Raw genomic sequence first — 20,523 nt, forward strand, 5'->3', positions numbered from 1 at the left:
CAAAAAAATGGCCGCGCGGCCATTTTTCGTGTGATTTGAAAAATTGACCTATTATAACTGTTTTCCAGATAAAAGAAAAGCGTTGATTTGGCGTGGATTTTTTGAAGTGATTGCTTAAATGGAAGAGATTGGGATGAGGCCGTCTGAAAAGGGAATTGTTGACAAGTTTTGATGCGGTGTTTTTGAAATTATCTTGGAAAACAAAGAATTGGTATTGCTTTGTTTTCAGACGGCCTTGGATTTCCTGATTTTTCGTGCTTGCACAATGTGCAAGGCGGTTCTACAATTTCTTCATACCCTCCGAATAAGAAAGATGGCCGCTATGTCCGCACACCCGATTTATAATTTTTCCGCAGGTCCTGCCGTATTGCCGGAAGCCGTATTGCGTACCGCGCAACAGGAAATGCTCGACTACAACGGTACGGGTTTCCCCGTGATGGCGATGAGCCACCGTTCGGATATGTTTTTGAGCATTCTGCATCATGCCGAACAAGACTTGCGCCAGCTTTTGAATATTCCGTCCAACTATAAAATCCTGTTTTTACAGGGCGGTGCGACCACGCAATTCAATATGGTGGCCATGAATTTGGCGCACGGTTTTGCGACTGCCGACGCGGTGGTAACGGGCAACTGGAGTCGCATTGCCTATGAACAGATGAGCCGTTTGAGCGATGCTGAAATCCGTTTGGCCGCGCATGGCGGCGAGCAATATGCCTATAAAAACCTGCCTGCGGTTGAGGATTGGGATGTCAACCCGAATTCCGCGTTTGTTCATTTTGCGATTAATGAAACCGTAAACGGCTTGCAGTATCAAAACGTCCCCAAACTTTCAGACGGCCTGCCGCCGCTGGTGTGCGATATGTCCAGCGAGATTTTGTCGCGTGAGTTTGATGTATCCGATTACGGCTTGATTTATGCCGGCGCGCAAAAAAATATCGGCCCTGCCGGCGCGACCGTGGTCATTATCCGCGAGGATTTGCTGGAGCGTTGTCCGAACGATATTCCCGATGTGTTCAACTACCGTTCGCACATCAACCGCGACGGTATGTACAACACGCCTTCCACCTATGCGATTTATATGTCGGGCTTGGTGTTCCGCTGGTTGCAAACGCAGGGCGGTGTGAAGAAAATTGAAGCGGTCAATCGAATGAAGGCGCAAACCTTGTATGAGACGATAGACGGCAGCGGCGGTTTTTACATCAACGATATTCATCCTGATGCGCGCTCCAAAATGAACGTGGTCTTCAAAACCGCAAGCGAGGATTTGGACCGCCGCTTTGTGTTGGAAGCCGAGTTGCAGGGCTTGTGCCTGCTCAAGGGCTATAAAACCGTCGGCGGTATGCGCGCCAGCATTTACAATGCGATGCCGCTTGAAGGTGTGAACGCGTTGGCTGAATTTATGAAAGATTTCCAACGACGTTACGGTTAAGATGAAGATATAAAAAGGCCGTCTGAAACTGGGTTTCAGACGGCCTTTTGATTTGAACAAGCCTTATTCGGTCACTTCTTCAGTAATGCTGTCGCGGTAGATGGTGCTGTCGTAAGTCGGCACGGGAGGCGGCAGCAGGTTGTTGAGCGTCAGCGCGGACGGGTTCAGCGTCGGGTAGCCGCTGAAGGTGACGGAATAACCGCCGTTTCCGGTACTGCGGACTTTGGCGTGCGCGCCCAACGGGAAAGTGGTTTTGTTGGTGATGTGGCCGAATGGGAAACCGGTCAATACGGGAATCTTGGCGGTGCGCGAAATGTGGTTGACGACGGCGGAGAAGTCGTAGCTGGAATCGTACGCGTCGCGGATGGTGCCCATGCGGAAATCGCCGAAGATGATGGCGCGTTGTTTTTGCAAAACACCTGACAGATAAAGCGTATTGAGCATGCGCTCGATGCGGTAGGGTTGTTCGCTGACGTCTTCGATAAAGAGGATGCCGCCTTGAATGTCGGGTATGTAAGGCGTACCAGCGAGGGAAGCGAGTACGCTCAGGTTGCCGCCCCACAATGTGCCTTCGACGTTGACATCGGCGCGTTGGATGGTTGGAACATCAACGATGTTGACGTTGTTGGTCGTGCCGCGGATGAAGGAATCCATGGTAAAGACGCTGGGGTCTACTTTGCCGAATTCGCTGTACACCATAGGGCCGGCAAAGCTCATCATATTGCCTTTGGCCAACAGGGCGAGTTGGACGGCGCACACGTCGCTGAAGCCGAAGAACAATGTGCCGCGTTCGCGCATTCTGGCGCCGAGTGAGGCGAAGTCGATTTGCGGCAGGATACGTGCCGCGCCATAGCCGCCGCGCAGGCCCATGAGGACTTTGGGCGTTTCGACGCGGCCGCTGGCAACGTCTTGGAAGTCTGCGGCGCGTTGGGCGTCGCTGCCGGCGAAGCGTTGGTAACGGCGGCTGCCTGCCTGTTGGTTGGTTACGGTAAAGCCTGCGTTGTAGAGGCGGGTCAGGCCGGTGGTTACGCGGTTGGGGTCTTCGGCGAAGCCTGACGGCGCAACAACGCGCAGGAGGTTGTCGCCGGAACGTGGCGGATGGGGTTGCTTAGGTTGCACGGTTTGGGCTTTCGCGGTGGTGGAAGTGGTTTTGGTTTGCGGCGTGGTGGTCGTGCCTGTACCGCAGGCTTGCAACAACCCTGCGCCTGCCGCGGCAGAGCAGGTGCGCAGAAAATGGCGGCGCGTGGTGGAAGTCATTGAGGTTTTCCTTTCGTTATATGTTCAGACGGCCTGAACTGGGCGTGTCGGCCCTTATAGGCCGTCTGAAAGTTTAAGCGATTAAGTTTTTGATTTGTTGCGGCCAATTTTCGAGCAGGGTCATGCCGTGTTCGCGTACGGGTGCGGCCCAAATCGGCGCAGGAAAGTTGGCGTCGTTTTCAAAGCGGGCGATGACGTGCCAATGCAAGTGAGGCACAACATTGCCGAGGCTGGCCAGATTGATTTTGGCCGGGCGGAAGACTTGGCGCATTGCGGCTTCAACCTGATACACCATTTCCATGATTTCATTGCGTTCGGCAGGGGAAAGGTCGGTCATCTCGGAAACATGGTTATTCCAAATCACGCGGCAGAATGCCGGTGCGCCGGCTTCATTGTGGACGGCGATAACGCGCAGGTTTGGCGTTTGCAGCAAAATATCTTCGTTGTCGGCAGTGCAGATGGGGCAGGTCATGGGTTTTTCTTTCTCAGTCTGAATAGGAATCGGATGATTTCAATCAGGATTTTTAGAACAAGGTAAATGGCAGTCAGAGATATGAATGCGAAAAGCCACGGTTCAGGTATAAACCACCAAAATAAATAGGAGGGCGTGATTAAGTCGGCACATTCTTCGGCACTCTTAACGTGATCGCACAAGCCAAAGCGAAAAAAATCATTGACATCATGAAAGGGCGAATAGGCGAACATAAGTGCTATGGGCGTCACACAAATCAATGCAATGATGGCAATCCAAAAGAATGGTTTGAGATGTTTGAGTGCAGTCATGGGTGAAATGTTATAAAAATTTTGCCGCGCCTCGGTTGGCGAGCTCGTCGGCTTTTTCGTTTTCAGGGTGTCCGGCATGGCCTTTTACCCAAGTCCAGCGGACTTCGTGCTGTTGAACCAGGCTGTCGAGTTCTTTCCATAAATCATCGTTTTTAACCGGTTTTTTGGAGGCGGTTTTCCAGCCGTTTTTTTTCCAACCGTGTATCCAGCTTTCCATGCCGTTTTTGACGTATTGCGAGTCGGTGCAGATGACGACTTGGCAGCGGCGTTTTAGGGATTTCAGGCCTTCGATGACGGCGGTCAGCTCCATGCGGTTGTTGGTGGTTTCGGCTTCGCCGCCGAACAGTTCTTTTTCGTGTGTGCCGTAGCGCATAAACACTCCCCAGCCGCCTGCGCCGGGATTGCCTTTGCATGCGCCGTCTGTGTAGAGGTAAACGGGTTTATCCATGGGCATGTCTTTGTCGAATAAGGCGGTATCATAACATAAGGCCGTCTGAAATATCGGCAAATACGGTTTGCGCGTGTAAAATACCCTGCACTTTATCACTCGTATAGAAAGCAGGCAGATATGGGATTGTTCAGCGGCCTTTTGGGCAATGCTTCGCAAAAAGACACCGATGCGGTGGAACGCGATTTGGCAAATATCCTGATTGATGGTGAACAGGTAAGAATGGCATTCAGCCTGGTGCGCGATTTGATTGTGTTTACCGAATATCGGCTGGTGTTGGTGGACAAGCAGGGTTTGACCGGCAAGAAAGTGTCTTACCGTTCGATTCCGTATCGTTCCGTATCGCGCTTTTCGGTGGAAACCTCGGGTCATTTCGATTTGGATGCCGAGCTGAAGATTTGGATTTCTTCTAGCGAGGCGCCAACCGAAACCTTGCAGTTTAAAAGCGACAAGAGCGTGATTGCCATTCAGAAAGCCTTGGCAGAAGCTGTGTTGAAACCGTCAAAATAGAAAGGAAATATGATGAGCGAACAGCAAGAATTGTTTTGTTACAAACAGATGCCTGTGTGGACGGCGGACGAGATTCCCGAAGCCTTGTTGTCCAAACACAATACCGCCTCCGGTACTTGGGGCTGCCTCAATGTCCTCCAAGGCCGTCTGAACTTCAATGAATTGGACGAAGCGGGCAATGTTACGGCTACGCACGAGCTGACGCCTGAGAGCGGCGATTGGATTATCCATCCGCAAGCATGGCACTTTATTGCGCCGCAAACGCAAGACACGGAAATCCAACTGTCGTTTTACTGCGAGGCGGCGGACTATTTCAATAAGAAATACGGCATGAGCGCGACACATTCGGCCGTCCGCGCCGCCGAAGGCATCGTGCCCGTCGGCAAGGTTTTGGATATGGGCTGCGGTCAGGGACGCAACGCGCTGTATCTGGGTTTGAAAGGTTTTGACGTTACCGCTGTCGATAATAATCCCCATGCGGTTCAAAACGTGGAAGAGCTGGCGCGTATTGAAGAGTTGAATGTCCGCGCGTTTGAATACGACCTCAACGCCGCCAATATTCAGGAAAACTTCGATTATATGGTGGCGACCGTGGTGTTTATGTTCCTGATGCCGCGTTACGTTCCTGACGTGATTGCCAATATGAAGGAACACACCAACCCAGGCGGCTATAATCTGATCGTGTCTGCGATGGATACGGAAGATTTCCCTTGCCCGATGCCGTTCCCGTTCAAGTTTGGCGAGGGCGAGCTGCGCGAATACTATAAGGATTGGGAATTGGTGGAGTATAAGGAAGAGCTGGGCTCGATGCACGCGAAAGACGAATTCGGCAATCCGATTCAGTTTAAATTCGTTACCATGCTGGCGAAGAAACCGCAATAAAGGTTTTACCGTCAGAAGGCCGTCTGAATTTAGTTTTCAGACGGCCTTTGCCGTAATCAATCCACAATCTTTTTGCCCAAAATCACCACATCTGCCAACATGGTTTCCAAATCGCAGACTTGCGGCAGCCGCCCCCATTCTTCAAAACCGAAACGGTGAAACAGGTTCAGGCTCGGATAGTTGTGGCCGAACACAAGCGCGATGACGTTGCGGATGCCTAAGGACGGCGCGCGTTCGAGCATATGGCGCAACAGGATTTTGCCCACGCCTGCGCCGCGCATGTCGTGGCGGACATAAACGCTGACTTCCGCGCTGATGTGGTAGGCGTAGCGCGGATGGTAGTCGCTGAAACTGCCCCAGGCCAATACGGTGCCGTCGGTATCGTAAAGGGCGTAGATCGGGCGTTTGTCCGTGTGTGCGGCAAACCACATTTCACGTTCGGCAACTGTGGTCGGCGACAAATCGGCCGTGGATTGGCGCGTGGCCACGGTGCTGTTGTAAATATCGACGATGGCGGGCAAGTCTTGGCGCAGGGCAGGGCGGATGGTGTATTGCATTTCAGACGGCCTTTTATTGAATCAGTTTGGAGATGGTCTTAAAGGCCGGATGTTTGGCATCACCGAGTAGTTGGAACAAAATACTTTCGACATTGGAAATGGTAATGCCCTGACGGCTCAGTTGCGCCAAACCATTGTCGCGGTTGGCCGTCGTGCGCGAGGCGGTGCATTCAAAAGGCAGGGATACGGCGTAACCTTGCGCCTTCAAATCCAAGGCCGTCTGAAGCATACAGATATGCGCTTCTGCGCCCACTAAAATAACGTTTTTAATGTCGTTTTTGTGTAAGATTTCCTGAATTTCGGGTAAAAACGCCGAAAATCGGGTTTTCTCGACAACAGGCGTGCCTTCGGGCAACAGCAGCGATACGGCGGACACAGTGTTGCCCAAACCTTTCGGATATTGTTCGGTTACGGCAAAGGGGATGTTCAAAGCCGTCAAGCCTTGAATCAGCAGGCGGCAGCGTTCCAACATTTCGTCCGCGCCGGAAAGGGCGGGCAGCAGGCGTTCTTGAATATCGACAATCAGACAAAGCGTATTTTTTGGGTTCATGGCTTTTCCTTTCAGACGGCCTTTACAGCAAAATCGTTGAATCAGAATGCAATCATATAACAAGCCGCTGGAAAAGTATTGCAGCTTGCCCTGTTTTAAAGCCCGAAATTCTTTTAAAATACCGCCTGATTTGAATTGATAGAGACCGACAACATGAATTTATACCAAACCGTCGAACGTGAAGCCGCCGCCGCCTTTGCCGCCGCAGGCATCGCCGACAGCCCCGTTGTTTTGCAGCCGACCAAAAACGCTGAACACGGCGATTTCCAAATCAACGGCGTGATGGGTGCGGCGAAAAAAGCCAAACAAAATCCGTGCGAGTTGGCGCAAAAGGTCGCTGAAGCATTGGCCGACAACGCCGTGATTGAAAGCGCGGAAGTGGCCGGCCCCGGCTTCATCAATCTGCGCCTGCGCCCCGAATTTCTCGCCCAAAACATTCAGACGGCCTTGAACGACGCGCGTTTCGGCATAGCGCAAACCGACAAACCGCAAACCGTCGTTATCGACTATTCCTCGCCCAATCTGGCAAAGGAAATGCACGTCGGCCATCTGCGTTCCAGCATCATCGGCGACAGCATTTCACGCGTGTTGGAATTTATGGGCAACAACGTCATCCGCCAAAACCACGTCGGCGACTGGGGTACGCAGTTTGGCATGTTGGTCGCTTATTTGGTTGAGCAGCAAAAAGACAATGCTGCGTTTGAGCTGGCGGATTTGGAACAGTTTTACCGTGCCGCCAAAGTACGCTTTGATGAAGACCCTGCCTTTGCCGACACCGCGCGCGAATACGTTGTGAAGCTGCAAGGCGGCGATGAAACCGTGTTGGCATTGTGGAAACAGTTTGTCGATATTTCGCTCTCGCACGCCCAAGCCGTTTATGACACACTGGGCTTGAAACTGCGCCCCGAAGACGTGGCAGGCGAATCGAAATACAACGACGATTTGCAGACTGTGGTCGATGATTTGGTTCAAAAAGGTCTGGCGATCGAAGACGACGGCGCGAAAGTCGTGTTCTTGGACGAGTTCAAAAACAAAGAGGGCGAACCTGCCGCATTTATCGTGCAAAAACAAGGCGGCGGCTTCCTTTATGCTTCCACCGATTTGGCGTGCCTGCGCTACCGCATAGGCCGTCTGAAAGCCGACCGCCTGTTGTACGTCGTCGACCACCGCCAAGCCCTGCACTTCGAACAACTTTTCACCACTTCCCGCAAAGCAGGCTATCTGCCGGAAGATGCAAAAGCCGAGTTTATCGGCTTCGGCACCATGATGGGCAAAGACGGCAAACCGTTCAAAACGCGCAGCGGCGACACCGTAAAACTGGTTGACCTGCTGACCGAAGCCGTGGAGCGCGCCACTGCTTTGGTGAAAGAAAAAAATCCCGAATTGGGCGCGGACGAAGCCGCGAAAATCGGCAAAACCGTCGGCATCGGCGCGGTCAAATACGCCGATCTGAGCAAAAACCGCACCAGCGATTATGTGTTCGACTGGGACGCCATGCTCTCGTTTGAAGGCAACACCGCCCCTTACCTGCAATACGCTTACACTCGCGTACAAAGCGTGTTCCGCAAAGCAGGCGAATGGGACGCAACCGCGCCAACCGTTTTGACCGAACCTTTGGAAAAACAACTGGCCGCCGAGCTGCTGAAATTTGAAGACGTACTGCAAAGCGTAGCGGACACGGCGTATCCGCACTATCTCGCCGCCTACCTCTATCAAATCGCCACCTTGTTCAGTCGCTTCTACGAAGCCTGCCCGATTTTGAAATCAGAGGGCGCAACCCGCAACAGCCGCCTGCAACTGGCGAAACTCACCGGCGACACGCTGAAACAAGGCTTGGATTTGCTGGGCATTGATGTATTGGATGTGATGTAAGTTTTTGAATAAAAACGATGAAAGGCCGTCTGAAACTTTGCAGGTTGCAAGGTTTCAGACGGCCTTTTTTATGCTTTGAAAAATATTGTGATACCGTTGTTTGAACCTAAGCGGTTTTGAATTTGCTCAGGTAATGCGTTCAGACGGCCTTATCTTTATTTCAAATTGCTTGCCAACAACCAAGCCTGTGCTTCGGTGGCGTCGCTGAAATATTTGGGATGTTGGTTGGTCAAGAGGCTGGAAAGGCGCGCACCAAGTTTGATCCAGATGTCGTCGGTAATGACGGCAACGCGGCCGAAGTCGGTTTCGTGTTGGTTGAGGAATTTGATTTGTTCGACTGCCATATCGATGGTGAAGTCTTTCAACATGGACAAGTCCAACAGGATGTCGGGCAGATGGATTTTTTGTTTTGCGGCCAACAAGGCTTCTTCCAATTGGCGGAAATCGTCCAAAGTGAACTCGTTGTACAGCGCTACGTTTAAGCCGTAAGATTGTTCGCGGATGGAAATCATGGTGTTCTCCTTATTAAATTATTGCTTCATCAGAAATTTTTTGATTGAGGCCGGAGTAAAGCTGCTGAACACGCCGCCTGCAACAATGATAACCATGCCGACAGCTTCCTGCCAAGTGATTTTATCGCCGAAAAGCAGTACGCCGGACAGAGCGGAGAAAACGACGGTCAGGTAAGAAAGCGAGGCAACGGTAAATTTCTTGCCGACCTTGTAGGCGCGGGTCATGGCCAGTTGGGCAATCATGGCGGAGATGCCGATGCCGGACAGATAGGGCAGGGAAGAGACGGTCAGCGGATGCCAGCCTGTGATGGTACTCCAGACTGCGCCCATAATCAGGCCGGTAAGCGAGAGGTAAAACACCACGCGCCAGCCCGGCTCGCCTAAAAGCGAGAGTTCGCGTACCTGCAAATACGCCCAGCCCGACATGGCGCCGCCTGCCAAACTGACCAGCGCGGCAAATTCCTGTCCGCCTTGAAAAGAGGGGTTGAGCAAGAGGATAACGCCGATAAAGCCCATAACCAAAATGGCTTGGGTGTAAAACGTAATTCTTTCTTTTAAAATGAAAAATGAAAAGATGGCCAGCCAGATGGAAGACGTGTAGTTGAGTGTGACGCCTGTTGCCAGCGGCAGGTGCATGACGGAATAAAATGTGCACATCATGGCAAGCGTGCCGATGACGCTGCGGTTGAGATGGGTTTTCCAATGCGGTGTGGAAAACGTGTTGCCTTGCGCTTTGGCCATGATGCCTAAGAACAGGGTGGAGACCAGCATACGCCAAAAGACCAGCTCGCCGCTGGAAAAGCCGAATTGCGTTGAGGCGGCTTTGATGGAGAGGTTCATGACGGTAAAGCCGAGCGCGGCGATAACCATCCAGGCCGAGCCGAGCGGATCTTTTCTGACGGTTTCCATTTGATGGTATGTAAAGCGGTTTTATTAATAAGAGAATATTATACAGGCCAATCAGGCCGTCTGAAAAATATCGTTGGGTTTCAGACGGCCTGTAGATTAAGAAATGAGAATTATTATTGAATAATATGGTGGTTTTTTGTAGAATGAAAGCCCTGTTTTCAAGAAAGGCTTGTTATGAAAGTTGCCAATATTGCTGCTGTATTGCTGTCCGCTTTGTTTTCCGTTGCCGTTTCTGCTGCGCCTTTGGGAGAGGTTTCTTCTGAAAACGGTAAAATTTTCAGCGGCGAAAATTACATGGTCGTTAAGAAAGACATGAAAAAAGGGGAGCAGATTAAGCCGCACGATCATCCGGGTTTTAAAACGTTGATTTTTGCCGTTGGAAAAGGAAGCTTTGACGTAACCTTGAATCAGAAGGAAAAACATACGGTCGGTGCAGGCTCGGTGTTGCGGTTTGGCGGTGATGTCGTGATTGAGGCCGTTGCAACAGAAGATGCGGATGTGGCGATTACGTTGATTAAGTAAGCCGATAGATGATAAAAGGCCGTCTGAAAGATAATGTTTCAGACGGCCTTGTTTATTCAGTCAACCGTTGCCATTAAGCGCAAATCAAATAGATGAAGCCGGAGCCGAAGATATCTGCCAAGGCGTGAATCAGGAAAAACGGCAGCAGGTTTTTGACTTTGTATTTGTAGAAAAAGTAGTACATCAAGCCGAAAACGACGCCGATAACGGTTGCCCAAAGCATGCCTTGATAAGTATGGAAGGAGATGCGCACCAAGGTCGAATAGGCCAATGCCTGCCATTTGTATTTGTCTTCCACGCAGGTCAAAAGGCCGAGGAAACAGAATTCCTCATAAAAGCCGTTTAAAAGGCCGTAGAGGATGGCCATTGGCGCAAGGGCGGCAAATTTGTCGAAGATGGATAATGGTTTGATGTATTGGAAGATTTCAGTGGTAAAGTAATTGTAGCCGCCGCTTAATGAAGTTATCGCATCGGCAGTTAAGCCCATCAGGATAAAAATCACAGGCGTCCAAAACAACACACCTAAATTAAAACGAATCGGCAATTGTTTGAAGTCGAAACGGCGGATAATGAGGTAAATCAGAGCAATAGCAAGCAGCGTCAACTGCAGGCTCATGTTTTCCGAATAAGCTACGCCGGTTACCGCAGTATCGCGCGCCTCTTCGGAAACGGCGGCCGTTTCCACTTGCGGCATCAGGCTGGCGATATAAAGTTGGGTGGAGCGGTAGGCAAATTGACCGAACAGGATGGCGGTTACAATCAGCATGTCAAACCAGCGCAAATGGCGCAAAGGCTCTTTAGGGCGGATGGCGGCGAGTATGCTCATATTCTCCTCTTTGATCTAATAAATAGCGGTGCGCAATAGTTACATAAATATACAAAAATCGTCAACAATTATCACAATAAAACATGAATTAAAAATCAGTCTGTTTCAGACGGCCTGAAGTGCTTCCAAAATGCCGTATTTTCTAAAGGGTTTATCTTCAAAAGTATGGCATAATCACTTTATTGCAAACCAAGGAATCTTATCGTGAGTATTTCTCTGTCCCAATATCTGCTCTACCTGCAATATATGTTGGTAGGTATCGCCATGACTGTTGTTTTTGCCGCCGTATATCTGCGGATTACACCCGTTGAAGAATTGCGCCTGATTAAAAACGGCAACCTTGCCTGCGCTTTATCATTTGGTGGCGCGTTGGTCGGTTTCTGTCTGACGCTTGCCTCAAGTATTGCCCACAGCGTCAGCTTCATCGATTTTATCCTGTGGGCCCTTGCCGCAGCCGTGATTCAGATTTTTGTCTATTTCGCCGCCACCATGATGATTAAAGGCGCTACCGCAGAACTTATTGGCAACAATGTCGCCGTCGGTGCGTTATTTGGCGCAGTATCCATTTCGATTGGCATTTTGAACGCTGCTTGTTTGACTTGATTTTGATGGTCGGTTGGATAGCAAAAGATGTGCTTATCCTAATTCTTACCTGGAAAAATTATCGGTAGATTTTTTGACTGATAATGGCTTACGTCTGATGATGCTGGCGTTATAGTGGAATTTTGAAAGTATCAAAAAATTCAGACGGCCTGTTATATACAAGGCCGTCTGAAATGTTTTAACTGCTTAAGTTCGCTAAATTAGAACGAGTATTGCAATCTTACACCCATCTCTTGGGTGCGGTTTTTGGGTTCTACAGCACTATATATGGCGTCATCATCAACAACATATGCCGCATCTGATTCATTCACTCTCCAATTACGATAAAATGGAGCCAGGCTTATTTTTGAACCATTAGAGAATTTTTTAGATACGGGCACTTCAATCTCGAAGCCATATCCGCCCGATTGCTTCATTTCAATCTGATTTCCATTCGCCTCATAGGAGTATTGGCGACCTTTAACTGCACGATTATAGGCAATGCGAGGAGAGATCTCAAAATTTGTAGGAAGGGCGATATTTACACCTGCATTAATTTGAGCATATGTAGTTTGGTTTTTGCGGTCATAATCATCAGGATCTACACGGCGGCTCAAGTCTTTTAGAACACGGTGTCCCAAGCCAGCTCCGGCACTAATACTAAAGCGCTCGTTAAGAGGATGTGTGTATTCATATAAGGCACGTATATCGTATGCTCGACGTGGGGCACCTTTGAGTGTGGCAGAGCCATAGTCAGTAGTGGCTCCAGATCCATCTTGGAAGCGTCCTGTGTAATCGGATTTACCACGGGAATAACGTCCTTCCAATTTTGCAGCATGGCGCTCGTTAAAACGATATTTAACGCCGGCATTAAGAGACCATAAGTTACCTTTTTGTTGCATCAGGCGTTCGCCATCTTTATTTTCTCGATAGGTCTCATTGTAATATTCTGTACCGACAGTAAATTCAACAGGACGGGCAGCCTGTGCGCCTACTGCAGCAGACAGAGTCAACACAGCAAGACAGAAATGAGCAGAATTTTTCATGTAAATTCCTTTTACTTTGTGAAAATCAGTGTGATAATTTAGTGATATAGCATGATGGATTTTATAGTATTTAATGAATATTAACAATGCTGCTGGGGTAATGTATTGACTGTTTGGTGTGTTATTTAATGATTTACCGCAAGTATTTGTCTTTTTTATGAGACAGTGCAGATAAAAAGTCTGGAAATAGTGTAAAACTAAGGCAATATAAAGTCTAATTTTGAAGCCTATTGGTATGTTAATGTTTCTAGGTAGGCTAGTTGGTTGAACGCTAAAAATAGATACAGCCACCCACTCTATTCCCATGCATAAAGACATTTTGAATGTTAATATCGTATGACATTCTATTTATATAAAATAAGTGATATAACCGACCAGGCAAATTGACCTGGCTGCCCATAAGTTATCCCTTCTTCTTAAAATAAGGAACTGCGATGTTCAACTTTATCAAGAAACAGTTTATCGACGTCATTCAATGGCCGAATCCCGATGACAGCCTGCTGATGTGGCGTTTTCCGATTGCCGATGAGGAGATCCAAAACGGTGCGAGCCTGACTGTGCGTGAGGCGCAGATGGCGATGTTTGTCGATGAAGGTGTAACCGCCGACGTGTTTGGTCCGGGGCGTTACACGCTCAATACGCAAACGCTGCCAGTGCTGACCAACTTGAAAAACTGGGACAAGCTTTTTGAATCTCCGTTTAAATCGGATGTTTACTTTTTCAATACCAAACAACAGCTCGCACGGAAATGGGGTACGTCTCAACCAGTTACCGTACGCGATGCCGAGTTTGGCGCGGTGCAACTGCGTTCGTTCGGTATGTATTCTTACCGCATCAGCGATCCGGCAAAATTCTTCAAAGAAGTCAGCGGTGTGGCGGCGCAATACAGCGGCGTAGATTTGGAAAACCAGTTGCGCAATATTGCAGTCACTCAATTGGCGGCTGCGTTTGGCAGCTCCGGTATTCCGTTTTTGGATATGGCTGCGAACCAAGTTTTGCTGTCGCAAAAAATCGGCGAATTGCTCGGCGCAGAATTTGCCAAGCTGGGTTTGGCGCTGGAAAACTTTACGGTTGAAAGCATTTCCTTGCCTGCTTCTATCCAGGCTGCGTTGGATAAGAAAATTTCGATGGGCGTTATCGGCGATTTGGGTCGCTACACCCAATATCAAACCGCCGAATCCATCCCGCTTGCGGCACAAAATGAAGGCGGACTTGCCGGAATCGGTGCAGGTTTGGGCGTAGGTGCCGGTATTGGTCAGGCGATGGCGGGTGCCATGTCTGGCATGATGCAGCCAAATGTGCAACAAGGCCAACAAAATGCTCAGCCGGTTGCCGAAGATCCGCAGGCGAAATTGTTAAAACTCAAGTCTTTGCTGGATGGCGGTTTGATTTCGCAAGAAGATTTTGATAAGGCCAAGGCTGAAGTGTTGAAGCAGCTGATTGGTTGATCAATTGAAGGCCGTCTGAAAAATATCATTCAAAGAAGCGTAGCTGTTTCTGTGAAAAGGTTTCAGACGGCCTTTCAAATGATTTGATTAAGCCTGTCCGACTTCAAAAACGTTAAGGCCGTCTGAAACATCCCAACCCATTCTGAAAAAGCTAACCCATGTCTCAAACTCCTTTCTTCAAAACCGACTGCCCAAGCTGCGGCGCACCTGTCGAAGCGCATTCTGCTTCTGCCGTGACGCTGGTATGCGGCTATTGCAACAGCATGCTGGTGCGGAAAGATAACGGCGTTGTCGACTCCGGCCGCGATTCCGCATTGCTGGAAGATTTTAGTCCGCTGCAAATCGGAACCAGCGGTACATTTGTCGCACAACGCTTTACCTTGGTCGGACGGCTTCAGGTGCAATACGACGATGGCGCGTGGAACGAATGGTATGCGCTGTTTGACGACGGCAGGGCCGGGTGGCTTTCTGAGGCGGGCGATTTGTATGTGATGACCATGCCGGTCGAAATCGATAGTCCGCCGAGATTTGAAGACACGCAAGCCGGGTTTAGCGAGCTGATTTTTCAAGATAAACGCTATATTGCCTCCGATGTCCGCAATATCAGCTTGAAACATGCGGCCGCGCAGGGTGAGTTGCCATTTGTTTTGAAAGAAGATACAGAAAATCGGGTTTCCGACTGGCGTTGCGAAAACCTTTTCATCACGCTCGATTACAATAGCGAAACACCTGAAGCCTTCTTCGGACGGATGGTAAACCTGGATGATTTGAAGCTGGAAAACACGCGCCACGAAGATGAAATTAAAGAAAGCGCAGGCCGTCTGAAAGGCAGTATTACTTCAGAAAACTGTCCTAACTGCGGCTCGTCCATTCATTGGGTAAACGGCCTGACCTCTCATCTGAATTGTCAAAGTTGTGGCAGTGAATTGGCAGTCGGCAAAGATAAAGCGGAGCTTATTACCGCCAATAATCTGCGTTTGTCACAAAATACAATGTTTACTTTGCCTGTCGGCTCGACAGGCCGTCTGAAAAATAAAGAATTTCATGTTATCGGCGCAATCCGATATTTAGAAACAGATGCGCAGGAAACATTTGATAACTTGTTCAAAGGAGCCAAACATACATTGGCACCAGAAGGGCAGTGGACAGAGTATCTGCTTTACAACCCAACTCAGGGTTTCTTATGGCTGGTTGAAGCTGATGAAGGTTGGAATATTTCCGAAACCTTGAACGATTGGCCGCGCCTCGACCGCAACCGCCAACCGCAAGGCTATGGCAAACTTTATGACTATGGCGGACAGGTCAAGGTTGCCAGCGGAGCGTTTTATTGGCGTGTCCGAAACGGTGATTTGAACTATTACAGCGATTACCGAGACGGACAAAGCCGTAAGATTGGCTCCGAACTAAACAGTCACGAAATGGCATGGACTAGAAGTGCCCCAATTGCTTATCGGGAAATTGCAGATGCGTTTAATCTGACCAGCCAAGCTCCGCATTACACTGCAAACATGGCGGCGGACGGCATTGATAAATCATTAAGAATGATAATGATCGCCATCTTGGTTGTCGTCAACCTCCCTGCGCTTTTGACCGGCGACAGTTCTGCTGCACTTACCGTCATCTTTGTAGGATGCTGGTTGTTGTGGAGCATGGGTAAAAAAGACGAGGACGAGGATTAATATGTCAAGAATCACTTACATCATTTTCAGCACCATCATCATCGTCATCTCCATGATCATCAGCTACGGCTCTTCCGACTCCGACGGCTCGCGTATGCACTCCGGCGGCTATTACGGCGGCAGCGGTTATTCCGGAGGCCATAAATGACCCATGCGCCCGGTAATCATGGTCTATTGGACTTATACGGTTGCGATGAAGCCATCTTAAAAGATGAAGGCCGTCTGAAAACCGCTTTGGCAGCCGCTGCACAAGCCGCAGAAGCCACCATATTGACCGAACACTTCCACACCTTCGGCGGCGCAGGCGGCGTAACCGGCGTTTTACTGCTCGCCGAGTCTCATATCAGTATCCACACTTGGCCGGAACACCGTTTTGCCGCCATTGACGCATTTATTTGCGGCGGTATGAAATTGGAAAAAGTGAAGGAAGTGTTGTGCAGGGAATTGGCGGTGGAACGGGTAGTTTGGACGGTTGCGCAACGTGGCGAAGGTATACTGGACGATATACAACCATCGGTTGAACAATAAAATCTGTCAGGCCGTCTGAAAAAAATCGGCTGATAGCAAATTAGATAACAAATTTAGTATAAGAAGGCTTTTAAACAAAATGCTTAAAATAAAAAATTGGAAGAGAAACAGAAGTTTACCATTGGCTATTTACTTGCTTGCAGGTTTGTTTTTGCTTGGAGTGGAAAGTGCCGAAGCAAAAAAATTAACATATGAACGTACAGAGTATTGCCGTAATCAAGTTTATGTCAGTAATAACCAAGGCACATCCCTACAAGTTCAGCCAGGCGATAAGGCATCTTCAATCGCTCAATTGCACTATATGCAATACCTTTGCGTTGTCGGTAATGACAGCAAAAATACCGAAGAAGGATACTCTTGGATAAAAGTAAAAAAAGTACCTTTGGCAATCAAAGAAAACCAAATCAGTTGCCATGATATGAGCCTACCTGACAACTGCACCAAACCTACCGATTTCCCGACTGAATGGAAAATCAAACCGCCCAAAGGCAAAAAATGTCGTCTTTCCACTCATGTTGATGATGAAAGTCAGTTGCTTATTGTCGCAAAAGGTGTTTGCCCGACCGGATGGGTAAAAGAGAGAGATGTACAATTTTTTGCCGATTAGTAAACTTGGCTTTAGTTAAAGAAAACAAAGTTCATCATATGGCAGAACAATCAAGAAAAAAGATTTAACTTATTCTTTATTAAAAGACAGGCCGTCTGAAAGCATATTCAATCCGTTTTCAGACGGCCTTAAACCTTGTGCTGATTAAACTGAAATATTGACGTTATATGGAAAAAACGCCTTTTTTTAAAACCGATTGCCCAAGCTGTGGCGCGCCTGTGGAGGCATATTCCGCTACTGCCGTGACGCTGGTGTGTGGCCATTGTCACAGTATGCTGGTTGCTAGAAGCGGTAAGGGGAGGAGCGGATATTTTGTTGCCAATTCTGGGCGTGATTCTGCGTTGCTGGAGGATTTTAGTCCGTTGCAGATTGGAACGAGAGGCGTTTTTGATGATCGGAAATTTACGCTGATTGGGCGATTGCAGGTGCATTACGATGTCGGCGCATGGAATGAATGGTATGTTTTGTTTGATGACGGGCAGACCGGCTGGCTTTCCGAGGTTGGCGATTTATATGCGATGACATGTTTGCTTGCTCAGAAGAGGAGACGGGGGCCAAAAAATTTTAAGTCGGTGAAAGCCGGTTCCAGTTCGTTGATCTTTAATGGCCAAACCTTTATTGCGTCAGACGTCCGCACCATACATTATCGTAATACTGATGCGCAAGGCGAGTTGCCGTTTAACTTATCTGGGAATCAAGCGACAGGCGAGGTTTGCGACTGGCGACGGGGCAATTTGTTTTTAACCTTGGATTATTCGACTTTTCCAATGGACTCCTACTTCGGACGCATAGTCAGTTTGGACAGTTTGAAGCTGGAAAATAAGCGCAGTGATGATGAAATCCGTGAAAGTGCAGGCCGTCTGAAAGGAGAGATTCTTTCTGAAAACTGCCCTCATTGCGGCGCTCCTGTCCATTGGCCAAGTGGTGTTACTTCTTTCCTTTTGTGTCAGTCTTGCGGCAGCAGTTTGAACACGACAAAAGATACTGTTGCGTTGATGAAGGCAAATGTCCAAAGGAAAGAACAAGAAAACCTGTTTACGCTTTCCATTGGTACGAAAGGCCGTCTGAATGATACAGAATATCTGATTATCGGGGCTGTAAGATTTGCCGAAATATCGTCCTATAACCAAAATCAGTCCGAATACTGGACGGAATATCTGCTTTATAACACTCAACGAGGGTTTGCCTGGCTGATTGAGTCTGGAAAACGCTGGCGGCTGTCAGAAACCTTACACACATGGCCGGACTTTGATTCAAGTGGCAATCCTGCCGGTGAAATGTTGATTGATCATTACCGCGGGCGGGTCGAGGCAGCGGCTGGCGCTTTTTATTGGAAAGTCAAACAAGGCGATTTGCTTCATTACAAGGAATATAGCGGCAAGAAAAGTTATGGCCGGAATGTCATTCTGTGTTTCGAGCAGAGTAAGGATGAAATTGTCTGGAGTAAAAGCAGCCCTGTGTCTTACCGTCAAATGAGAAAGGCATTCGGCCTGTCTTTTGATACTAAGGAGATGCTCTCTTACTGGCTGAAGGGCGACAATAGAAATGTTGGGAGTAGAGATAATGTAGCCCGTATCATTGCTATGCTGATTCTTATCATCGTCAACCTTCCGGCCTGGCTGTCGCCGCACCTACGTAGCCCTGTCGGCATAGTGGTCAGTCTGTGTGCATTGGTATGGATATGGATTTCTGACAGATATAAAAACGATCGTGATTACGAAGAGGAACGGGTGGGGACGATTATTTTCTTTGCTTTCATCATTTTCCTTACCGTCTTGTTCAACTATGTCAAAGCTGAAGACAGCGACTCATCGCATTCCGGCAGCTCCTATCATGGTTATTCGGCAGGGCATAAATAACGTGAGATCTGTTTAACTTCATTGTACCGTTTTACTTTTATTTTTTCAGACGACCTTTTTATAAAACATGCTAACCCGCCGTCAATTTCTCAGCTATACCGCCGCGCTTGGCGCTGCTTCTGCTTTTTCTTGGCAGACTTATAAATACCTCAACCGCAAACCGCCGGTTTCTATTAACCGTGTCGGCTTACCGTTGGGGCATTTGTTGCGTGACGGGGAATTGCTCAGTCCGCCGACCCGTCGTTATGAATGCAATACGTTGATACTTGGCGGCGGTGCGGCTGGTTTGGGGGCGTTGTGGTATTTGGCGAAGCATAATCACCGCGATGTATTGTTGGCGGAAGGGTTTGAACGCAATGGCAACAATGCCGCCTATACGTCTTCAGACGGCCTGAAAGCGCCGAGTGGTGCGCATTATTTGGCTTTGCCGTCGAAAGAAAGCGTGTATGTGCGCGAGATGTTGGCGGATTTCGGTATTTTGCAGTCGGATGGCAGCTTTAGGGAAACCGATTTGGTCTATGCGCCCGAATCGCGCCTCTTATATCAGGATAAATGGGTGGAACATTTATTGCCGAAAGAAGATGCGGATTCCAAACGGTTTTTTGATTTAATCGGCCGTCTGAAACAGGCTTACGGCAATGACGGTAAGAAAATTTTTGCCATTCCGATTGTGTTGTCATCAGTAGATGAAACATGGCGCAAACTTGATAGCTTGACGTTCAAACAATGGCTTGAGCAGGAAGGTTATAACTCGTCCGAGCTTTTGTGGTATCTCGATTACTGCTGCCGCGACGATTACGGACAGGGCATAGCGCAAGTATCCGCCTTTGCCGGACTGCATTATTTTGCCGCCCGCAACAGTGCAGAAACCGTCCTCACTTGGCCCGAAGGTTTGGCACATCTTTCTGAAAACCTGCGCCGTCATGCCGGTTTGCAGGAAAGCTGGCAGTGGCCGTCTGAAAATCGCATCCGCCTCGACAAACCCGCTTCCGTCAACGCTTCCGCCGTCAAAATCAAACCGCTTTCAGACGGCCAGATTGAAGTGTGGCTGCGTGATAATGCAAAAGGAGAAACCGTTGCCGTCACTGCGCAACACCTTATCTCCGCCATGCCGCTGATGGTTGCCGCCCGCATTATTGAATCTCCAGAACAATTTGGTCTGGATATTCCCGAATACGCGCCATGGCTGGTTTCTAATTTTGAACTGCACAGTTTCCCGAAAGAAAAAAACAACAGCGAACTTGCGTGGGACAATGTGGTTTACGGCAGCCAAGGGCTGGGCTATGTTGTTGCGACCAACCAGCTTATCCGGGTTGCCCGCCCCGAACGCACGATTTTTACCGCCTACGCCGCGCTCAACCACGATACGCCGCAAGCCGTCCGCCGCCAGTTGCTTGAAGCAAGCGACAAAGAGCTGCTCTGGCTTGCCGCCCAAGATTTGCTTACCGCTTACGGCGAAGGCTTTTTGCGGCATGTTTCCCATGTTGACATTACCGTCCGCGGGCATGGCATGAGTGTGCCGAAACCCGGCTATTTAAGCGATGAGGCTTTATTAAAAATCAGAAACCGAAATACTGGATTATTGTTTGCACACAGTGATTTAAGCGGCTATTCGGTATTTGAAGAGGCTTTGTATTGGGGCGTGGAGGCGGCACGGAAAGTGTTGGCTTAATTGATATAAAAAGGCCGTCTGAAATCATATTCAGACGGCCTTTTC

23 protein-coding genes are annotated in these 20,523 nt (G+C 48.9%); 13 read left to right on the plus strand and 10 right to left on the minus strand.

The window, feature by feature from the left end:
* Positions 1 to 322 precede the first annotated feature (322 nt).
* Positions 323 to 1,429 carry a phosphoserine transaminase gene (gene serC / locus HMPREF2596_RS02055; protein WP_070849297.1) on the plus strand — a complete coding sequence of 369 codons (1,107 nt, stop codon included), beginning with the start codon at positions 323 to 325 and terminating at the stop codon, positions 1,427 to 1,429.
* Between the two features lie 63 nt (positions 1,430 to 1,492).
* On the opposite strand, the gene HMPREF2596_RS02060 is transcribed toward serC, so the two are convergent.
* The 4 genes from HMPREF2596_RS02060 to rnhA form a co-directional block, all read right to left on the minus strand.
* The gene (locus HMPREF2596_RS02060; RefSeq protein WP_070849300.1) at positions 1,493 to 2,686 is read right to left on the minus strand and encodes an LD-carboxypeptidase; all 1,194 of its coding nucleotides are present in this window, start codon (positions 2,684 to 2,686) and stop codon (positions 1,493 to 1,495) included.
* A gap of 73 nt (positions 2,687 to 2,759) precedes the next feature.
* Positions 2,760 to 3,158 (minus strand): HIT family protein, encoded by a 399-nt coding sequence (locus tag HMPREF2596_RS02065; protein WP_049335390.1) that lies wholly within the window; start codon positions 3,156 to 3,158, stop codon positions 2,760 to 2,762.
* On the minus strand, positions 3,155 to 3,469 hold the full coding sequence (locus HMPREF2596_RS02070) for a hypothetical protein (RefSeq protein WP_049335391.1): 315 nt from the start codon (positions 3,467 to 3,469) through the stop codon (positions 3,155 to 3,157). The genes HMPREF2596_RS02065 and HMPREF2596_RS02070 overlap by 4 nt, the downstream gene beginning before the upstream one ends.
* A 10-nt stretch (positions 3,470 to 3,479) precedes the next feature.
* Positions 3,480 to 3,917, minus strand: coding sequence for a ribonuclease HI (gene rnhA / locus HMPREF2596_RS02075; protein WP_070849303.1), 438 nt, complete (start codon positions 3,915 to 3,917; stop codon positions 3,480 to 3,482).
* 120 nt (positions 3,918 to 4,037) lie between these two features.
* On the opposite strand from rnhA, the gene HMPREF2596_RS02080 reads away from it, so the two are divergent.
* Positions 4,038 to 4,427 carry a PH domain-containing protein gene (locus tag HMPREF2596_RS02080; protein ID WP_070849306.1) on the plus strand — a complete coding sequence of 130 codons (390 nt, stop codon included), beginning with the start codon at positions 4,038 to 4,040 and terminating at the stop codon, positions 4,425 to 4,427.
* A gap of 12 nt (positions 4,428 to 4,439) precedes the next feature.
* Positions 4,440 to 5,309, plus strand: coding sequence for an SAM-dependent methyltransferase TehB (gene tehB / locus HMPREF2596_RS02085; protein WP_070849309.1), 870 nt, complete (start codon positions 4,440 to 4,442; stop codon positions 5,307 to 5,309).
* Positions 5,310 to 5,365: 56 nt separating this feature from the next.
* Here the strand turns inward: tehB and HMPREF2596_RS02090 are convergent, their stop codons facing one another.
* Both HMPREF2596_RS02090 and HMPREF2596_RS02095 read right to left on the minus strand, forming a co-directional pair.
* On the minus strand, positions 5,366 to 5,866 hold the full coding sequence (locus tag HMPREF2596_RS02090; RefSeq protein ID WP_070849312.1) for a GNAT family N-acetyltransferase: 501 nt from the start codon (positions 5,864 to 5,866) through the stop codon (positions 5,366 to 5,368).
* A 13-nt stretch (positions 5,867 to 5,879) separates the two neighbouring features.
* Entirely contained in the window at positions 5,880 to 6,416 is a 537-nt protein-coding gene (locus tag HMPREF2596_RS02095; protein ID WP_070849316.1) for an isochorismatase family protein, read from the minus strand.
* A gap of 153 nt (positions 6,417 to 6,569) precedes the next feature.
* On the opposite strand from HMPREF2596_RS02095, the gene argS reads away from it, so the two are divergent.
* Positions 6,570 to 8,288, plus strand: coding sequence for an arginine--tRNA ligase (gene argS / locus HMPREF2596_RS02100; protein ID WP_070849318.1), 1,719 nt, complete (start codon positions 6,570 to 6,572; stop codon positions 8,286 to 8,288).
* A 155-nt stretch (positions 8,289 to 8,443) separates the two neighbouring features.
* On the opposite strand, the gene HMPREF2596_RS02105 is transcribed toward argS, so the two are convergent.
* Together HMPREF2596_RS02105 and HMPREF2596_RS02110 are read right to left on the minus strand one after the other, a co-directional pair.
* Entirely contained in the window at positions 8,444 to 8,800 is a 357-nt protein-coding gene (locus HMPREF2596_RS02105; protein ID WP_003745709.1) for a SpoIIAA family protein, read from the minus strand.
* 18 nt (positions 8,801 to 8,818) lie between these two features.
* Complete coding sequence (locus tag HMPREF2596_RS02110) at positions 8,819 to 9,709, minus strand: DMT family transporter (RefSeq protein ID WP_070849321.1); 891 nt, start codon at positions 9,707 to 9,709, stop codon at positions 8,819 to 8,821.
* A gap of 174 nt (positions 9,710 to 9,883) precedes the next feature.
* On the opposite strand from HMPREF2596_RS02110, the gene HMPREF2596_RS02115 reads away from it, so the two are divergent.
* Entirely contained in the window at positions 9,884 to 10,231 is a 348-nt protein-coding gene (locus HMPREF2596_RS02115) for a cupin domain-containing protein (protein WP_036491610.1), read from the plus strand.
* A 73-nt stretch (positions 10,232 to 10,304) separates the two neighbouring features.
* Here the strand turns inward: HMPREF2596_RS02115 and HMPREF2596_RS02120 are convergent, their stop codons facing one another.
* Complete coding sequence (locus HMPREF2596_RS02120; protein WP_070849326.1) at positions 10,305 to 11,057, minus strand: CPBP family glutamic-type intramembrane protease; 753 nt, start codon at positions 11,055 to 11,057, stop codon at positions 10,305 to 10,307.
* Between the two features lie 204 nt (positions 11,058 to 11,261).
* Between HMPREF2596_RS02120 and HMPREF2596_RS02125 the strand changes: the two genes are divergently transcribed.
* Positions 11,262 to 11,660: a DUF350 domain-containing protein gene (locus tag HMPREF2596_RS02125; protein WP_083324968.1), complete on the plus strand. Its 399-nt coding sequence runs from the start codon at positions 11,262 to 11,264 to the stop codon at positions 11,658 to 11,660.
* Between the two features lie 200 nt (positions 11,661 to 11,860).
* Here the strand turns inward: HMPREF2596_RS02125 and HMPREF2596_RS02130 are convergent, their stop codons facing one another.
* Positions 11,861 to 12,685 (minus strand): outer membrane beta-barrel protein, encoded by an 825-nt coding sequence (locus tag HMPREF2596_RS02130; RefSeq protein WP_070849329.1) that lies wholly within the window; start codon positions 12,683 to 12,685, stop codon positions 11,861 to 11,863.
* A gap of 434 nt (positions 12,686 to 13,119) precedes the next feature.
* Between HMPREF2596_RS02130 and HMPREF2596_RS02135 the strand changes: the two genes are divergently transcribed.
* The 7 genes from HMPREF2596_RS02135 (at position 13,120) to HMPREF2596_RS02160 (ending at position 20,478) form a co-directional block, all read left to right on the plus strand.
* Entirely contained in the window at positions 13,120 to 14,133 is a 1,014-nt protein-coding gene (locus HMPREF2596_RS02135) for an SPFH domain-containing protein (protein WP_070849332.1), read from the plus strand.
* A 158-nt stretch (positions 14,134 to 14,291) separates the two neighbouring features.
* Complete coding sequence (locus tag HMPREF2596_RS02140) at positions 14,292 to 15,812, plus strand: DUF4178 domain-containing protein (protein WP_210401054.1); 1,521 nt, start codon at positions 14,292 to 14,294, stop codon at positions 15,810 to 15,812.
* A 1-nt stretch (position 15,813) separates the two neighbouring features.
* Complete coding sequence (locus HMPREF2596_RS11355) at positions 15,814 to 15,960, plus strand: hypothetical protein (RefSeq protein ID WP_162837292.1); 147 nt, start codon at positions 15,814 to 15,816, stop codon at positions 15,958 to 15,960.
* Positions 15,957 to 16,340, plus strand: coding sequence for an adenosylmethionine decarboxylase (gene speD, locus HMPREF2596_RS02145; RefSeq protein ID WP_070849336.1), 384 nt, complete (start codon positions 15,957 to 15,959; stop codon positions 16,338 to 16,340). Before HMPREF2596_RS11355 ends, speD begins: the two co-directional genes overlap by 4 nt.
* A gap of 79 nt (positions 16,341 to 16,419) precedes the next feature.
* Positions 16,420 to 16,947 (plus strand): hypothetical protein, encoded by a 528-nt coding sequence (locus HMPREF2596_RS02150; RefSeq protein WP_070849338.1) that lies wholly within the window; start codon positions 16,420 to 16,422, stop codon positions 16,945 to 16,947.
* A 167-nt stretch (positions 16,948 to 17,114) separates the two neighbouring features.
* Positions 17,115 to 18,806 (plus strand): DUF4178 domain-containing protein, encoded by a 1,692-nt coding sequence (locus HMPREF2596_RS02155; protein WP_070849341.1) that lies wholly within the window; start codon positions 17,115 to 17,117, stop codon positions 18,804 to 18,806.
* 67 nt (positions 18,807 to 18,873) lie between these two features.
* Entirely contained in the window at positions 18,874 to 20,478 is a 1,605-nt protein-coding gene (locus HMPREF2596_RS02160; protein ID WP_070849344.1) for an NAD(P)-binding protein, read from the plus strand.
* The last annotated feature ends 45 nt before the right edge of the window (positions 20,479 to 20,523 follow it).

The sequence above is a fragment of the Neisseria sp. HMSC078C12 genome, from assembly GCF_001838065.1.
Lineage (GTDB): Bacteria > Pseudomonadota > Gammaproteobacteria > Burkholderiales > Neisseriaceae > Neisseria.

Excerpts from the sequence above, each read along its gene's own strand:
- HMPREF2596_RS02150 (WP_070849338.1), top strand. The coding sequence starts at position 16,420 with ATGCTTAAAATAAAAAATTGGAAGAGAAACAGAAGTTTACCATTGGCT.
- HMPREF2596_RS02110 (WP_070849321.1), bottom strand. The coding sequence starts at position 9,709 with ATGGAAACCGTCAGAAAAGATCCGCTCGGCTCGGCCTGGATGGTTATC.
- HMPREF2596_RS02115 (WP_036491610.1), top strand. The coding sequence starts at position 9,884 with ATGAAAGTTGCCAATATTGCTGCTGTATTGCTGTCCGCTTTGTTTTCC.
- serC (WP_070849297.1), top strand. The coding sequence starts at position 323 with ATGTCCGCACACCCGATTTATAATTTTTCCGCAGGTCCTGCCGTATTG.
- HMPREF2596_RS02060 (WP_070849300.1), bottom strand. The coding sequence starts at position 2,686 with ATGACTTCCACCACGCGCCGCCATTTTCTGCGCACCTGCTCTGCCGCG.
- HMPREF2596_RS02120 (WP_070849326.1), bottom strand. The coding sequence starts at position 11,057 with ATGAGCATACTCGCCGCCATCCGCCCTAAAGAGCCTTTGCGCCATTTG.
- HMPREF2596_RS02135 (WP_070849332.1), top strand. The coding sequence starts at position 13,120 with ATGTTCAACTTTATCAAGAAACAGTTTATCGACGTCATTCAATGGCCG.
- HMPREF2596_RS02095 (WP_070849316.1), bottom strand. The coding sequence starts at position 6,416 with ATGAACCCAAAAAATACGCTTTGTCTGATTGTCGATATTCAAGAACGC.
- argS (WP_070849318.1), top strand. The coding sequence starts at position 6,570 with ATGAATTTATACCAAACCGTCGAACGTGAAGCCGCCGCCGCCTTTGCC.
- tehB (WP_070849309.1), top strand. The coding sequence starts at position 4,440 with ATGAGCGAACAGCAAGAATTGTTTTGTTACAAACAGATGCCTGTGTGG.
- HMPREF2596_RS02080 (WP_070849306.1), top strand. The coding sequence starts at position 4,038 with ATGGGATTGTTCAGCGGCCTTTTGGGCAATGCTTCGCAAAAAGACACC.
- HMPREF2596_RS02140 (WP_210401054.1), top strand. The coding sequence starts at position 14,292 with ATGTCTCAAACTCCTTTCTTCAAAACCGACTGCCCAAGCTGCGGCGCA.
- HMPREF2596_RS02155 (WP_070849341.1), top strand. The coding sequence starts at position 17,115 with ATGGAAAAAACGCCTTTTTTTAAAACCGATTGCCCAAGCTGTGGCGCG.
- HMPREF2596_RS02130 (WP_070849329.1), bottom strand. The coding sequence starts at position 12,685 with ATGAAAAATTCTGCTCATTTCTGTCTTGCTGTGTTGACTCTGTCTGCT.
- HMPREF2596_RS02070 (WP_049335391.1), bottom strand. The coding sequence starts at position 3,469 with ATGACTGCACTCAAACATCTCAAACCATTCTTTTGGATTGCCATCATT.
- HMPREF2596_RS02090 (WP_070849312.1), bottom strand. The coding sequence starts at position 5,866 with ATGCAATACACCATCCGCCCTGCCCTGCGCCAAGACTTGCCCGCCATC.
- rnhA (WP_070849303.1), bottom strand. The coding sequence starts at position 3,917 with ATGGATAAACCCGTTTACCTCTACACAGACGGCGCATGCAAAGGCAAT.
- HMPREF2596_RS02065 (WP_049335390.1), bottom strand. The coding sequence starts at position 3,158 with ATGACCTGCCCCATCTGCACTGCCGACAACGAAGATATTTTGCTGCAA.
- HMPREF2596_RS11355 (WP_162837292.1), top strand. The coding sequence starts at position 15,814 with ATGTCAAGAATCACTTACATCATTTTCAGCACCATCATCATCGTCATC.
- HMPREF2596_RS02160 (WP_070849344.1), top strand. The coding sequence starts at position 18,874 with ATGCTAACCCGCCGTCAATTTCTCAGCTATACCGCCGCGCTTGGCGCT.
- HMPREF2596_RS02105 (WP_003745709.1), bottom strand. The coding sequence starts at position 8,800 with ATGATTTCCATCCGCGAACAATCTTACGGCTTAAACGTAGCGCTGTAC.
- speD (WP_070849336.1), top strand. The coding sequence starts at position 15,957 with ATGACCCATGCGCCCGGTAATCATGGTCTATTGGACTTATACGGTTGC.